Source organism: Mycobacterium sp. UM_Kg27, from assembly GCF_000972905.1.
Taxonomy (GTDB): Bacteria; Actinomycetota; Actinomycetes; order Mycobacteriales; family Mycobacteriaceae; genus Mycobacterium.
This window is the reverse complement of record NZ_JRMM01000113.1, coordinates 1-14754: the sequence shown is the minus strand read 5'-3', so window position 1 is coordinate 14754 and position 14754 is coordinate 1. Positions and strand designations below refer to the sequence as shown.

Here is a 14754-nt window from a genome sequence, read left to right as displayed (position 1 = left end):
GCACCGGCGACCGGTGTCCCGGACACCGTGGCCACCGCAAGTGCCGCGGCGAGCATGCCCGTCAGTAGCCGGGTCGCCCACATAGCCTGCCTCCTAAGGCAATTCGACTTTGCTCGCCAGCCACCGGCCGTCGACATTCTGCATCGTCATCTTCATCCGGGTGCGGTCCACCCGCGGGTCGGGCCGCGTGGTGTTGGTGATCGTCTGGTTGACCATCAACAGCACTACCACGGTGTCCTTGGAACCGGACTGCACGGCGGACTCCACCACCGTGCCCTGTGCGGTCGCCTTGTTGTCGATCAGCAGCTGCCGCAGCTGAACGCTGGCCTTGGTGTAAGTGTCTTTGAAATCCCCGGTCGCGCCGTTGAGGACCGCGCTGAAGTCGTCATCGACCTTGTTGGAGTCGATGCTGGTCAACACCTGGGCGTAGTCCACCGCCGCCTGGCGTCCAGCTGTTTCCGCCGCAGAGACCCGCTCCTGTTGCGCCAGCTGCCATCCGAGGCCGAAGACCAGCCCGAACACGGTGACATAAGCGGCTGCGACGGCCACGACTGGCAACGGGATCCGACCCTTGCGTGCCGGTGCTACCGCCGACTCCACGGTGGCGGCCTCGTCCGCGTCCTCGACGGCTTTCGACTCCGGTTCAACCGCAGTGGATTCCACGTCCTCGGGCGTGGTCTCGGCGGTCGGTTCGTCGGCGGTGCTCACCGCGGCATCTCCTTGAGCATCAACGAGGCGGTTCGATCAGCAGTGGCGGCCCGCCGTATGGGGTGGGAATCGTGTAGCGGCCCTTGGGGGTCGGGTCGGTGGTGGCCGCCAGGTCCGCACCGGGCGGGGGGCCAGCGGTGTCATCACCGGGTGGGCGTGGCGCATTGTGGGCGCCGCGCACCAGCACGGACTGGTCGGTGTCGCGGCAGTAGCCGTACAGGAACGGCTCCGGGTAGTCCGCCTGGGACAGAGGGCGCCGGGGCGTGCCGTAGTCGCAGGTGTAGCGCGGGTAGATGTCGACGGTCGCCCACATGCCGTCTTCGTGGATGGCCGAGCTGAGCGCCTCCACCGTGGAACCGCGGTAGTTGGGGAACAGGGCGTTGAGCGCGGGAGTGCGCACGTAGAGCAGCTGAGCGGGGGTGACCAGATTCCCCAGCAGCCCGACCATGGTGTCGGAGTTGTCGTCGAACAGCGCGTCGACCTGCGCCAGCATCCCCGGAGCCTGGTCGACCAATCGGTGGTATCCCCCGATCATCGAAGTGACGCCCTTGAACACTTTGTCGAGATTGGCTGATGTTGCGGCCATGCCGTTGTTGACGTCGCTGAGCATGGTCAGCACGATCCGGCTCGACCTGAGCAGGCTCACTGTCTCCGGCAGCACCGAATCCAGGGTGGACAGCAGGAAGGTGCCGCCGTCGACGATGTCGGTGAGCTTGCGCGGGCCTTCGTCGGAGAGGCTGAGCTCCTTCTTGATCAGATCGAGTTTGCGTGGATCGGTCTGGGCCAGCATGCCGTCGGCGTCGGCGAGCAACTGCGAAATGGGAATCGGCGTCGTCGCGCGATCCCGGGACACCACGCTGCCGGCCGACAGGAATGGACCGTCGTTCGAAGGGGGTTCGAAGTCGATGTACTGCTCGCCGGCCGCTGACAGGCCGGAGACGCGTACCGGGCTGGCGGCGGGAATCTTCACCTTCGAGTCGACGTTGGCGACCGCGTCGATGCCTTGCGGCGTGATTCGCAGCGACTCGATCCGGCCGACCGGCACGCCGCGCACCGACACGTCCTGGTTGGTGAGCAGTCCGCCGGAATCGGGCAGTGCGATGGTGATCTGGTAGGTCGATCGTGCCGGGTTCACCCGCAGTGCCCCCACCAGCAGGTAGCCGACCGCCACCACCAGGGTCATTGCCAACGCGAGCCCGGACAGCAGGTTCTTGCGCCGGTAGCCGGCGCGGACCAGGGCCACGATCTGGCGACTGAGTGCGTCGATCATGGTGTGGGCCTCGGTATCAGTGGGCCGGGCGCGGCGTCTTCGGCGTCAACCTCCGCCGGGGTCGGCGGTATCGGCGGGCCGACGGCCGTCCACGGTGCTTGGCCCATGTCGGTGTCCGGGCCGCGACCCACCACGCGTTCCTGCAGCCGCCACAGCGCGTATTTGATCGAACCGGCCATCTTGGCCCAGTCGTAGCGCTTCGGGCCGTGGAACGCCGGGTCGCCCTTGAACCCGGCGTCGGGCATGGAACCCCACACCAGGCGGTCGATGCTGGCGTGCATCGAAACACCCGAACCTGCCGTCATCTTGATGAACGGCGCCATCAGCCGGTTGAGGGCGGCCAGGCTGGTGCTGGGATCGGTGGCCACGTCGTTCCACGCACCGGCCACCACGTTGGCGTCCTTGATGAAGCTGTGCCCGGAATCGTCGGTCCCGGCAATCGACGGGAACCGGGCCAGCTGTCGGCTGGTCGCGCCCAATTGCTCGACCAGGTCGGCGATCTGGCTGGTGTTGTCCACCAGGGTGTCGGTCGCCGGCCCCGCCGCGTTGAGCACGTCGGTGAGTGCGGCGCTGCGGGCATCGAGTTGGTCGGCGAGCCGGCTGGTCTCACGAAGGGCCGTCTCGATCTCCCCGGATCGGGCGTTGAGTTTGGCCAGCAGCTCGTTGGACTGGTTGATCAGCTTCCCGAACGCCTTGCCCTGGTCGCCGGTGGCTTTCCCGGCGCCGTTGACGATGTTGGTGAAGTTCTGCACGGCGCCGCCGTTCACCAGCAGCGCTGCCGAGCTCAGCACCGACTCCACGGTGGCGGCCGAGGTGGTCGCATCCAGTCCGATGGAGTCGCCGCCCTTGAGCAGTGGCGCAGAGGGGTCAACGGAGGTCGGCGGTTTGATCGCCACGAAGACGTCCCCGAGCGGTGTGGCTGACCGCAGTTCAGCGGTGCTGCCCACCGGAATTCGGACGCCGTCCATGATGCGCAGCGTGCTGACCGCGGTGTAGTTGCGCGCGACCATCGACTCCATCTGGCCCACGTCGGCACCCGAGAGCTTCACCTTGGCGTGGCTGGGCAGGTTGAGCGCGTTGGCGAACACCGCGGTGATCAGGTAACCCCCGCTGCCGATACCCGGGGCCGGCAGCGGCAGGCTGTCCAGCCCGCTGGTGCCGCAGCCCGCTGCCGACGAGGCGATGACGGCACTGCACAACAAGGCGAGGGCAGTCCTCGGTGCCCGTCTCGATCGTGGTGTCACGTCTACTGTCCCATCATCGAAAGGCCGTCCAGGACATAGGTGAGGCCGAAGTCCGGCCCGTAGTCTGCCAAGGTTCCGGTGCCGCATCCCAATTGCCGGAGGTGCATCATGTTGCACAGTTCCTTGGTGCTTTGGCTGTCGACCAGGATCTTGTCGACCAGTGCGTGCAGGCGGACCGCTCCGTTGTTGGAGTCGACGGCGTTGTAGAGGTTCTCCAGCGTCAGCGGGAGCAGGTTGATCAGCTCGGCCAGGTCGCGCTGCTTGTCCACGAAGGTGGTTACGGCGGTGTCGCCGTTGAGAATGCTCTGTTTGAGGTGGTCCCGATTGGTCTGCAGCAGCGACGTTGCCTGGCTGACGATCTCGTTGAACTTGCGCCCGGTGCGCCCGGTACCGAAGTCCTCGTTGGCCAGCATCTGACTCAACTGACGCGTGGTGGAACCGAATTGACGCAGCTTCGCGTCGTTGCGGGCCGCGGCGTCCATCAGCGAGCTGAGATTGGTGATGATCGTGGTCAACTGGTCGCCGGTCGCCTCGCCACGGTCGGAGCTGAGCCGCAGGGCCAGGGACAGTTCGCTCAGTGCCGACTTGATCTTCTCGCCGTTGCCGTTGGCGATATCGGCGCCAGCGTTGATCACATCGGCCACCGGTCCGTTGCCCTTGCCGTCGCCGCCCAGTGACTTGGAGACCTTGTCGAGCATGTCGAGCACGCGATCGAACGCCACCGGTGTGCGGGTGCGGTTCAGCCCGATAGTGGTGCGGTCGGCCAACACCGGGCCGCCCGAATACGCCGGGGTCAGCTCGATCTGGCGTGCGGTGAGGATCGAGGTGTTGATGGTTACGGCGTTGACGTCGGCGGGGATCTTCACACCGCGGTCGACGGTGAACTCCGCCTCGACGTACTCGCCCTTGGGGGTGACCTTGCGGACCTTGCCGACCGGCATGCCGAGCACCGCGACCACATTGCCTTCGTAAAGGCCTGCGGCGCTGTCGAATTGGGCGGTGACGGTGATGTGCCCGCCGAAGGGGTTGAGATGTGAGCCGGCCACGACGGCAGTGATCAGTGCACCGGCGGTCAGCGTCGCCACCAGCGCCTTGACCCCGCGACGGCTCTTGCCGGCAGCTACCGGCTGGGTGCCGGGCAGCGTGGAGTCTGTGTCTGCCGGCTCCTCGATCGGATCGTCTGCGGTGGTCGTCGGTGTCGCACTCATTTGCAGTCCTTGAAGTACTCGATCATGCCGAACTGCTTGGCGCGGCCGCTGATGGCGCACATCCACGAGTCGATCGCGATCCCGTTGCCGGCGAAGAACTCGATACCGGGTCCATAGCCGGTGGCGTTGGTGATTCCCCGCAACGGCGGCGGTGCGGACTGGAGCAGGCTGCGCAGCAGGTCGTCGTGCTGGCCGAGCATGTCCGAGAGAGCGCGCAGATTGGCCAGCATGTCGTCGAGCATGGCGCGGTCGGTGACCACGACACTGTTGAGTTGGCCCGCCAGACTGGTCAACGCGGCCAGCATGGCGTGGAAGGTGTTCTGCCGTGCCACCAGCTCACCGATGAAGTCCTGGCTTTGATCAACCAGGTTTCCCAGATGCGTCTGCTGGTTGCGCAGGGTGGTGGCCACCCGCTGGGTGCTGGCGAGCAGGGTGCCCAGCTGGTCGCGGCGGTCGGCGGTGATCTTCGACAGCGTGTGCAGGTTGGCCATCGCTTGCGGAATCACCGGCGGCAGGCCGCTCAGTTGTTGGCCGAGCACGGCCAGGGACTGCCCGAACTGGTCGGAGTCAACCTGGTCGAAGGTGGTGGTGGCGTCTTCGAGCAGTGACTCCAGGGAGTAGGGAACCTCGGTGTGGGCGAGGTTGATCCGCTTGCCGGGCAGCGAGCCGGGGCCGTCGGGCTCGAGCTTGAGATACCGCGACCCGAGGATCGTCATCACCTGGATCTTCGCCCGGGTGTCCTTACCCAGGGGGACGTCGTTGCGAACGGTCAGGCCGGCGACCACGTGATCCCCGGCGAGTCGCATGCTCGTCACCCGGCCCACCTCGATGCCGGCGACCATGACCGGGTTTCCGGGGGCCAGCGCGGCGGCCTGGGCGAACTCCGCGGAGTAGCGGGTGTAGCCGAACCCGATCACCTTGACCAACAGTGCCGCGGCCACCACGACGGCCACCACGGCCAGGGCCCCGAACCCCAGCCAAGTGGTGTTGTAGGACTCCAGCGGTCGGGTGCGCCATTCGCGGAAGAACTTCTTGGTCGGTGTGGTCACGGCGCTCCACCCATGGCGCCATTCCTCCTCATCGCTTCGCTCTGCATCGTCATGGCGCAACCCATGGCGCCATTCCTCCTCATCGCTTCGCTCTGCATCGTCATGGCGCTATCCATCGACGGTGTTCCTGCATCGGGGAGAGTGCCATGCCAGGTTCTCCCGGGTGATCGGGCGCGCGTTGCCGGGGGTGGCAGCGTTGACGATGATCGTCGTGACGTCGTTGAAACCGGGGAAGAATCCCGTGGCGTTCAGGTCACACAGATAGGCGTTGCCGTAGGCGCCGTCTCCGAATGCGCGGCCCAGGCCCTTGAGCAGCAGCGGCAGGTTGGCGCCGGTGAACGCCAGCTGCGGTTCGATACCGGCCATGTGCTTGGTGAAACCGGGTTTCCGGTTGATCATCTCTTCCAGGGACGGGAAGACCTCGTCGGCGATCCGTGCGAGCTGTCGCGTCGTCTGGGCCAGGGAACCGACCGAGGACTGCAACGCCGGGCGCCGTGAATCCAGGTCGGTGACCGCGCGGCGGGCCTGGGTCAGGGCGTGATCCAGCTGGTCGTTCTGTCCGGCGATGGTGCCGGTAAGCCGGTTCAGGCTGGTGATGAGGTCCCCCAGCACCTCGTCGCGCCCGGCCAGCGTCGAGGTGAGGGTCGACGACTGGTCCACCAGCGCGGCGATCGACGCCTGGTCGCCCGACAGTGACTCCAGCACACCCTTGGTCAGATCGTCGGCCTGTTTGGGGTCCAGCAGCGACATCAGCGGCTTGAAGCCGTTGAGCAGGGCGCCGACGTCGAAGGACGGTTCGGTGTGCTCCACACCGATCACGCTGCCGCGGGGCAATTGTTCGGTGCTCCCGAGAGTCCCCAGCGACAGTCCGAGATAACGCTGGCCGATGATGTTCTGGTAGGTCACCGACGCGACGGTGTTGCCGTACAGCTTCTGGTCGCTTTGGACGATGAACGAGACCTTCGCGAGCTTCCCGTCCAGCGCGACCTTCTCGACCCGGCCGACCCGGACGCCGGCCATCCGGACGTCGTCGCCCTCGCGCAACCCGTACACGTCGGTGAACACGGCTGCGTACGGCGTCGTGGAGCCGGCCACATCGCGGCGCAGGGTGGCATAGACCAGCCAGGTCAGCACCGTCGACACGACCATGAAGAGAGACAGGCCGATCAGCGGTCCGCGGAATGTCACTTACGGCCTCCCGTTTTGCCGGGGCCGGGCGAGGCCCAAGAGACGGCGTTGCCCCGCGCGACCGGGCCGAGCAGCAGCTGCGTCGCCACCGATGCCGGCTCGCTTCGGCCGGTGATGGGTCCGACGATCAGACCGAGCTGATTGCGCTCGGCCTGGCTCCCGACAGGTCCTACGTTGCCGCCGAAGGACGCCGGCGCCGCCGGCTGCCACTCCGGTGCATGGGGCTGGGCCGGGATCGGCGGGCCGGGCGGTGGCGGGGGAGCAGGGTCAAGCGGGTCGGCGTTGCTGGGAACCCGCGGGAAGGGCCCGGTCCACCACGGCAGCGGCGGGTTGGTGTCCTCCAGGCTGCGATTCGGGTTCACCAGGGGCGGCCCGACGGCGCGCAGGTTACCGTCGGGGCCGATCTCGGTGCCGGCCGGCGGCTCGAGGCCGGCGGGGAAATGATAGTTCTGCGGCAGCAGTGTCTCGGGAAGCTCGGGCCGCACTGAGATCATCGGCGCCGTGTAGCAGCTGGGTCCCTTCACTTCGCCGTACTGCGGACAGTCCGCCCGGGTGTAGGTGTGCAGCGGGGTGAAGGACAGGTTGGCCCGCATGTTCCGGGTGATCAACTTGGGGTCGTAGAGCTGGTCGAAGAACTTGTCGGAGAGCCGGTTGACCCGGGTGAAGATCGGTACGTATTTGTCGGCGTTGTTGGCCAGCACGCCGATGACGGGCGTCAGGTCGTGGGTGATCTGGATCAGCTGGTCGATGTGGTTGTCGAGGGCTTCCCGGGCCACACCGACGGTGTGCTGGCCGCCCGAGACCAACGACGCCAACTCGGCACGCTTCTGGGCGAACGCTCGCATCGGTTCGACCGCTTCGTGCAGTGCGTCGACGAGCTCGGGAGCCGTGGACTGCAGGCCGTGGGTGGCGTCGACCAGGGCCGAGACCGTCGACGGGCCGGGCTCGGTGGCGACGATGCTGTTGAGCTGATCGAGCAGGCGCGACATCTGCGCACCCGTGTTGAGCAGCTTGACCCGCCGATTGTCGGTGGCCGCCCCGACCGCCGCAAGGATGCCCAGGCTGTGGTCTTCGCGGCCGCGACCGGTGGCGGCCAGGATGTCGCGCAGCTTGGACACCGTGGTCTGGAAGATCACCGTCGACAGTTCGCCGTTCTCGGCGATGTGGCTGCCGTCGCGGATGGTGGGGCCGCCGGTGCCGGAATCGACCAGCTGAATCGACGAGACCGCGAAGACGTTGGACGGCACTACTCGGGCCGTCACCGAAATCGGAATGTCTTTGGCGTAGCCGGGTTTGAGGTTGATGTGGACGTAGTTGGGCTTGCCGTAGGCGGCCGGGATCACGTCGGTGACGCTGCCGACCAGCAGTCCGTGATACTTGACGTCGGACTGGGCGGGCAGTCCGTCGCCGACGTTGATCAGGTCGGCGATCACCCGCACATAGGCGTTGAGCATGCCGGTGGACTTGGCCAGCAGGCCCGCGGTGGCCATCGCGATCACCAGCAAGACCGCGATTCCCGCACCCAGCAGCTGATTTTCGGACGGGCCGCGGCCGTCGGTGTCCAGCGAATTGGTCATGTCAGCCACCGAACCTTGCGCCGGCATCGATGCTCCACAACGCCATGGTCAGCAGCATGTTGACCATGATGACGATCGTGATGCTGGCGCGCATAGCCCGTCCCGCGGCCACCCCGACCCCCTCGGGGCCGCCGGAGGCGTAGAAGCCGTAGTAGCACTGCACGGTGGAGGCCAACCACACGAACACCACGCACTTGAGCACGGAGTAGACGATGTCTTTGCCGCTCAGCATCATGGTGAAGTAGTGCATGTACGGGCCGATCGAGCCGCCGCCGATGATGCCGGTGACCACCTGGCAGGTCAGATAGGTGATGGCCAGACAGGCCACGTACAGCGGGATCACCGCGATGGTCGCGGCCAGCAGTCGCGTGGTCACCAGGAACGGAATGGGCCGGATCGCGATCGAATCGAGGGCGTCGATCTCCTCGGCGATTCGCATGGCACCGAGCTGGGCGGTGAAGCGGCAACCGGCCTGCATCGCAAATGCCATCGAGGCCATGATCGGCGCCAGTTCACGGGTGTTGACCAGTGAGGAGATGATGCCGGTGGCCGGGCCGAGCCCCAGCAGGTTCAGAAAGTTGTAGCCCTCGATCGCCACCAGTGCGCCGGCGGTGAAGCCGAGGACGATCGCCACTCCGGCGGTGCCCCCACCCACCACGATGGAGCCGTTGCCCCAAGCGATGTCGGAGAGCAGCCGCAGAAACTCCTTGCGGTAGTGCCGAAACACGGTGGGAACACCGGCCGCGGCGCGGCCGAAGAACACCAGCATGTGTCCCAGACGAATCGTCGGCACCGACGCCATCCGGTACACGCGCAGCAACGGGCGCGCGAACGCCGGGACATAGGAGGAGGCAGTCAAATCACAGCCCCGTCCGTGGGTAGAGCACGTTGTAGAGCTCGCTGATGCCGACGTTGACGATCATCAGCACCAGGATCGATTCGACCACCGAAGCGTTGACCGAGTTCGCCACGCCGGCCGGGCCACCGCGGGTGGACAGGCCTTTCTGGCAGGACACCACCGCGACGATCGCGCCGTAGATCACGGCCTTGATCAGTGCGACGATCATGTCGCCGGTGGTGGCGAACGAGGAGAAGGTGGCCACGAAGCTGCCGGGCGCGCCCTTCTGGAAATACACGTTGAACAGGTAGCTGGCCAAAAAGCCTACGAAACAGGTGATTCCGGTCAGCGCTACCCCGATCATGATGGCCGCGGCGAAGCGGGGGACCACCAGTCGACGGATCACCGAGACGCCCATCACCTCCATGGCGTCGGTCTCCTCGCGCATGGTTCGCGAGCCCAGGTCGGCGGTGATGGCCGACCCGACCGCGGCGGCCATCAGCATGGCCGCCACCAACGAGGCGGCCTGCCGGATGACCGCCAGCCCGGCAGCCGCGCCGGCCAGTGAGGTGGCGCCGACCTGGTTGGCCAGTAGCGCGAACTGAATGGAGAGCGTGACTCCGATCGGCAAGGCCACCAGGACCGTCGGCAGCACTGCGGTGTTGGCCATAAACGCGCTCTGCCGGACGAACTCGCCCCATTGGAATCGACCGCTGAACAGGTCGGAGAAGAAGTACTGCACGGTGCGCACCGCCAGCACGCACTGTTCGCCGACGGTTGTCAGCGAGGCCAGCGGGTGGCGGTTGACATAACCGGTGGCCCAGTCCTGGATGGCTGCCACACCGTCGAGCGATGGCTCGGCGGCGAGGTCGCGGTCGTCCTGGGTGGTCATTGGTCGCCGATCGTGGTCGTAAGATCACCGTCGGTCGCCGGGCGCGTGTGCGGCGGGTGATCCATGGCGGCCACCATAGTCACAGTTCTTACTCCGCGGTAGGGTTCAGAACTTCTTGGACCAACTGGTGGGTAGATAGAAAGGATACGCATGGCGGACGTGAGGGAGGAGCTCATGGGGTCTCGCCGCGACCTTTCATCCGGACATGATGTCGGACACAATGCCCCGGCAGGGGCGCTTCAGGCAACATGACTCCGGTTATGGCCGGGTTACTGGCCAGTAGCACGCGTTTTGGTGGTTTTGGCGCCCACGTGCGGGCGTCGATGGCGATACTCGACCGGGACTGGTGTCACGCTTGGAAGGAAATCAGAAAGGTGTCGATGCGGGCAGGAGGGACACAGATCGCTGCCACGATCGCGTGCGCGATGGCAGTCGCCGGGGCGGTTGCACCAGGCTCCGCCGTGGCCGATCCGGTACCGCCGCCGCCGCTTCCCGGGTTCACCCCCGGACCCAGCGACTGGTCTCCGCGCATGGACATCTGGCCCTACAGCACCTTCACCTATCAGGTGACGCCCGAGATGATCGGCGGCATGTCGGATTCGTGCCAGTGGTTCAACGTCCAGTTCGACCCACTGATAGGACAGATCAACGACTTCAACCGCACCCTTGCAGATCACCGCGACGTCTACCCGGGCGTGCAGTCGCAGGCGGAAGCGGTGGTGGCCAACATCGACCGAGCGACCGGTTTCCTGGGACCGCGACTGCAGCCGCTGACCATTCGCAATACCCCGGACAACTTCGGCCCCTACTCGCCGATCTACGGCGGGGAACAGCTGACCGGCGTGCTGTTCCAGCTGTCCCGCATCGCTGACAGCATGCGCAAGAAACAGCCGGCAGGCTTCACGCGCCCCCACATCGACTCCGCGATGGGATGGGCCGACGCCCTGCGGAATTCCAGGGCATGCACCTGAGCGGCGATTGCCAACGCGGCGAAACCGGGCGTTGCGGTTCACCGCAACCAAGGAAGAACCCGCAGGGGCGGGTTGGGGTAGGTTCGGGAGGCGTTGCGGCCGAACGGCCTCCAGCAGCGGACCACGAGAGGTAGTTCAGGTGTCGGACCGTGAGGACGAGCAGGCGGCCGACCATGTCGAACCAGCGGCCGATGCCGTCGACGACAGTGCGGCGCCCGAGTCCGCCGAGTCCGCCGAGTCCGCCGAGTCCGCCGAGTCCGACGAGTCCGACGAGTCCGACGAGGATGCTGTCGCTGTCGAGACCGTGGACGACGCCGCCGGGCCCACGGAACGCAGCGGCGGCCTGAAGCCGAATCGGCGGTGGATCGCCGTGGCCGTCCTGGCGCTGGGCCTGATCGGGGCGGCCTACGAGGGCTGGCTGCTGTTCGCACACCATCAGCGCACGGTGGCCGCCGCGCAGGCCCTGGACGCCGCCGAGAAGTACACCCTGGTGCTCACCAGTGTGGACACAGGCGCGATCGACCAGAACTTTGCCGAAATCCTCGACGGAGCCACCGGCGAGTTCAAGGACGTCTACAGCGCGTCCAGTGCACAGCTGCGCCAACTGCTGATCGACAACAAGGCGTCCGCGCACGGCACCGTGATCGACTCGGCGGTCAAGTCCGCCACCAAGAACAAGGTCGAGGTGCTGCTGTTCGTCGATCAGGCGGTGAGCAACAAGACCGCCCCCCAGGCGCAGATCGACCGCAGCCGCATCGTGATCACCATGGAGAAGGTGAACGGCCGTTGGCTGGCCGCCAAGGTGGAGATGCCCTGAGCGAATGCGTCTCGCCTGACCTTCGCCGTCAATTGAATCCGAGCCAGCTGGGCAGCGCGCGTTCGTGTGCGTCGCACAGTACCTGTGCGGTGTCGCAGGACCCGCGTGGTACCCCGGCGCCGGTCCACATGCCGCCGGCGTCGCGGCGCAGCACGACCGCTGAGGACGAACCGCCGTCGAGCAGGATGGCGTGGTCACTGGCCAGGCCACGGAACAGGTCCTGCATGTTGTCGGGGGTGTAGTGGCCGCCCTGAAAGATGTACAGCTCGTCTTTGGCTCGTGAATAGCCCACGGCGGTTCGCGCCGCGCTCGGCCCGCCGTCGTTGAGTTGCCCGGTGAAGCCCGGGGCCAGCAGTCCCAGTCCGCTCACCGCGACGAATCGGTCCCCGCGTTCCACCAGGCCGGTGACCGTCGGCCCGGCCGAGTCGTAGTCGCCGCCGTCGCGGCCGCCACGCGGCCACACCACATAGGGTGCGCCGCGAGTCGGCAGGATCATCGTGGTAAGTGTCGACCAGTGCTCGTTGCCGCCGGACAGTCCTTGCTTGCCGGCGTAGGGCACGGTGCCGGTGACCGCGACGTTGGCCCGGCCCTTGCCGCGGGTGTTGTCCACGTAGGTGCCCAGCGGGGAACTGCACTTGGTGGTCCGCCAGGACCCGCCTCGCTGGCCGCGGATGTCGAAGAAGTTGGCGTTGATCGCCACCGTCGGCCGGCCCAGCGCCTGCCAGGCCTGCAGCGGGGTGTAGAGCTCGGAGGCCTGCATCAGCCCTTCGCTGGTGCGGGCCCGCGGATCACGTTCACAGCGGGCCTGGGGGCCGCTATGGCTGTCGACCAGCAGGTGCGGCTCGATGCGCTGCGAGGCCGACTTGAGGACCACCAGATGTCCACCGCCGGACATCTCATACCAGTCGCCGGCGGCGTTGAGCATCGGTGTGGGGTGCCCGCTGCCGAAGTTGTACACCAGGTAGGAGCCCGGGGTCCGCGCGATCGCGGCGGCCAACTGGTCTTGGGCGGCGGCACGCGCGGTCGGCTGGCCCGGGCCGATCGCCAGGATGGCGCAGAGCAGCATTGCGAAGCAGCCGGCCGCCAGCCGGCGCGCGAAAGCCACTGGAGTCGACACTGTTCATCCCTTCGGCTCCGGACTGGGGGAGGCACCGAATTCCTACGGTAGCCACCGAAACCCCCGGGACAACCTACGTGACCGAATTGTGCTGCGTCGGTGGCAGATTGGTTATGATCAGTGATCAGCCGCCGAGCCCGCGGTGCATCTCCCAGATAAGGATCTCCGACTCTGCGGACGCGGTAAGGCGTTGACCCCCGCCGGCTGTGCAGCGAACCGCGTCGCCGGTGTGTAGTGCACCGGCGCCCTCCAGATCGATACGGCCGGTCGCGACGAACAGATGGGTATACGGCGCATCGGGTAGCCCGACCCGGTCTCCGGGCTGCAGCCGCGCGGCGTAGAGCGTGGCACCCGCATTGCCGATGCTGATCGCGGCATCGGGGTCACTGCCCGAGGCGACGGTGATGAGCCCACCGCCGGCCAGTGCCGCACCGATGTCGTGCTGCTGATAGCCCGGCGTGCGCCCCGGTGTATCCGGCATGATCCACATCTGGATGAAATGCACCGGCTCACTGGCGGATTCGTTCTTCTCGGAATGCAGAATGCCGGTGCCCGCCGACATCCGTTGCGCCAGACCGGGATGAATGACGCCGGTATTGCCGATCGAATCGCGATGACTCAACGCGCCGGAAAGCACCCAGGTGACGATCTCCGCGTCGCGGTGGGGGTGGGTGTCAAAGCCGGCATCCGGTTCCACCACGTCATCGTTGTTGACCAGCAGCAGCCCGTGATGGGTGTTGTCCGGGTCGTAGTAATCGTTGAACGAGAACGAATGCCGCGAATTCAGCCAGGGCGCGCGGGTGGCCGCGCGGTCATCAGCCCGTCGCACATCAAGCAGGCCGGTCATGGCTTCCAAGGTTAGCGCGCCAAAGCGGCTGGTTCCGCTGGTCGAGACGGGTTAGCCTCAGTCGGGTGAGCCGTCCCAGCCTGCAGCACCTCCAGGTGGACGGCCTCATCGCGGCGGCCGGCGGTGACCCGTGGGCGGTCGACGACAGTCTGCAGGCCGGCAGCCCCACCCAGATCAACTTCCTGGCCCAGGCATTCCACTCGGCCGCCGGCTCAGCGACAACGGCCGAGGAAACGTTTGTCACCGCCCAGCAGCACTTCGAGCAGTACAACAGGGAGAACGGCGAGCAACCGATCAACAACAGCGCCGAGGTGCAGCGGGTGAAGGACGGCCTGCACGCCACCAATCAGCAGCTCGGCCAGATCGCCGCCGACCTGGAGACCATCGCCGCCGCCCTGGCCCAGGCCCGCGCCGCCTCGCTGGCCAACAGCACCGCGCTCAACGCCAACCTGATCGTCCTCGACGCCCGCATCGGCGTGTACCTGGAACAGGAGCGTCAGGGCCACGACCACGACGCAGACATCGCCCAGTGCCGCCGGTTGGCCGAGGAGGACACCGAGACCGCGCTGCACAACGCCACGGTCATCCGCAACGGCTACTCCAAAACCCTGCAACAAGCCTTGACGAATCTGCGGGTCAGGGACGGCTACGACCCTGAGGCGCAGCTGCACGAATTCGACGCGGACGCGCCGGCGCCGCCACCGGGACCCGCTCCCGACGATCCCAAGCAGTTCAATGACTACTGGAACAGCCTGACGCCCGGACAGAAGGACTGGCTCTATAACTCCGACCACAACATCGGCAACCACCCGGGAATGCCCTGCGACCCGCCGGATCATCTGGGCTACGACCACTACAACAAATTGCACCTGGCTGACGAAATCGTCCGGGCCCAGGACGCGGCCGCGCAGGCCGATGCGTTGCGCAGCCAGCACCCGGACTGGGCTGCCGGCAACAACATTCCGCGCCCCAACCAGCCGGGGGCGATCTTCGATGACCGCGTCGCCTACGAGCTGTCTCTTATACAC

13 protein-coding genes and 1 pseudogene are annotated in these 14754 nt (G+C 66.6%); 3 read left to right on the top strand and 11 right to left on the bottom strand.

What is annotated here, in order from left to right; translation table 11 throughout:
• Positions 1-93: 93 nt before the first annotated feature.
• From LI94_RS16270 to LI94_RS16230, 9 genes are all read right to left on the bottom strand, one after another.
• Entirely contained in the window at positions 94-708 is a 615-nt protein-coding gene (locus LI94_RS16270) for a hypothetical protein (protein ID WP_024442913.1), read from the bottom strand.
• 19 nt (positions 709-727) lie between these two features.
• The gene (locus tag LI94_RS16265; RefSeq protein WP_024442912.1) at positions 728-1978 is read right to left on the bottom strand and encodes an MlaD family protein; all 1251 of its coding nucleotides are present in this window, start codon (positions 1976-1978) and stop codon (positions 728-730) included.
• Entirely contained in the window at positions 1975-3222 is a 1248-nt protein-coding gene (locus LI94_RS16260) for an MCE family protein (protein WP_051190281.1), read from the bottom strand. The genes LI94_RS16265 and LI94_RS16260 overlap by 4 nt, the downstream gene beginning before the upstream one ends.
• Before the next feature lie 2 nt (positions 3223-3224).
• On the bottom strand, positions 3225-4430 hold the full coding sequence (locus tag LI94_RS16255) for an MCE family protein (RefSeq protein ID WP_239651251.1): 1206 nt from the start codon (positions 4428-4430) through the stop codon (positions 3225-3227).
• On the bottom strand, positions 4427-5479 hold the full coding sequence (locus tag LI94_RS16250; protein ID WP_046301825.1) for an MlaD family protein: 1053 nt from the start codon (positions 5477-5479) through the stop codon (positions 4427-4429). Before LI94_RS16250 ends, LI94_RS16255 begins: the two co-directional genes overlap by 4 nt.
• A 108-nt stretch (positions 5480-5587) precedes the next feature.
• The gene (locus LI94_RS16245) at positions 5588-6667 is read right to left on the bottom strand and encodes an MCE family protein (RefSeq protein ID WP_046301824.1); all 1080 of its coding nucleotides are present in this window, start codon (positions 6665-6667) and stop codon (positions 5588-5590) included.
• Positions 6664-8244, bottom strand: a complete 1581-nt coding sequence (locus tag LI94_RS16240) for an MlaD family protein (protein WP_046301823.1) — start codon at positions 8242-8244, stop codon at positions 6664-6666. Before LI94_RS16240 ends, LI94_RS16245 begins: the two co-directional genes overlap by 4 nt.
• Before the next feature lies 1 nt (position 8245).
• Complete coding sequence (locus LI94_RS16235; RefSeq protein ID WP_046301822.1) at positions 8246-9103, bottom strand: ABC transporter permease; 858 nt, start codon at positions 9101-9103, stop codon at positions 8246-8248.
• Between the two features lies 1 nt (position 9104).
• Positions 9105-9974, bottom strand: a complete 870-nt coding sequence (locus tag LI94_RS16230) for an ABC transporter permease (protein ID WP_046301821.1) — start codon at positions 9972-9974, stop codon at positions 9105-9107.
• 425 nt (positions 9975-10399) lie between these two features.
• Between LI94_RS16230 and LI94_RS16225 the strand changes: the two genes are divergently transcribed.
• Both LI94_RS16225 and LI94_RS16220 read left to right on the top strand, forming a co-directional pair.
• Positions 10400-10945: a hypothetical protein gene (locus tag LI94_RS16225; RefSeq protein WP_152664846.1), complete on the top strand. Its 546-nt coding sequence runs from the start codon at positions 10400-10402 to the stop codon at positions 10943-10945.
• Between the two features lie 139 nt (positions 10946-11084).
• Entirely contained in the window at positions 11085-11762 is a 678-nt protein-coding gene (locus LI94_RS16220; RefSeq protein ID WP_046301819.1) for a hypothetical protein, read from the top strand.
• A gap of 28 nt (positions 11763-11790) precedes the next feature.
• Here the strand turns inward: LI94_RS16220 and LI94_RS16215 are convergent, their stop codons facing one another.
• Together LI94_RS16215 and LI94_RS16210 are read right to left on the bottom strand one after the other, a co-directional pair.
• Entirely contained in the window at positions 11791-12828 is a 1038-nt protein-coding gene (locus LI94_RS16215; RefSeq protein WP_082105787.1) for a phosphodiester glycosidase family protein, read from the bottom strand.
• A gap of 175 nt (positions 12829-13003) precedes the next feature.
• The gene (locus LI94_RS16210) at positions 13004-13726 is read right to left on the bottom strand and encodes a pirin-like bicupin family protein (RefSeq protein WP_046301817.1); all 723 of its coding nucleotides are present in this window, start codon (positions 13724-13726) and stop codon (positions 13004-13006) included.
• 65 nt (positions 13727-13791) lie between these two features.
• On the opposite strand from LI94_RS16210, the pseudogene LI94_RS16205 reads away from it, so the two are divergent.
• Positions 13792-14754 (top strand): annotated as a pseudogene (locus LI94_RS16205) (hypothetical protein); the annotation flags it as partial.

Coding starts and splice junctions, on each gene's coding strand:
- LI94_RS16265 (WP_024442912.1), bottom strand. CDS start 1,978: ATGATCGACGCACTCAGTCGCCAGATCGTGGCCCTGGTCCGCGCCGGC.
- LI94_RS16255 (WP_239651251.1), bottom strand. CDS start 4,430: ATGAGTGCGACACCGACGACCACCGCAGACGATCCGATCGAGGAGCCG.
- LI94_RS16240 (WP_046301823.1), bottom strand. CDS start 8,244: ATGACCAATTCGCTGGACACCGACGGCCGCGGCCCGTCCGAAAATCAG.
- LI94_RS16230 (WP_046301821.1), bottom strand. CDS start 9,974: ATGACCACCCAGGACGACCGCGACCTCGCCGCCGAGCCATCGCTCGAC.
- LI94_RS16225 (WP_152664846.1), top strand. CDS start 10,400: ATGGCAGTCGCCGGGGCGGTTGCACCAGGCTCCGCCGTGGCCGATCCG.
- LI94_RS16215 (WP_082105787.1), bottom strand. CDS start 12,828: ATGCTGCTCTGCGCCATCCTGGCGATCGGCCCGGGCCAGCCGACCGCG.
- LI94_RS16210 (WP_046301817.1), bottom strand. CDS start 13,726: ATGACCGGCCTGCTTGATGTGCGACGGGCTGATGACCGCGCGGCCACC.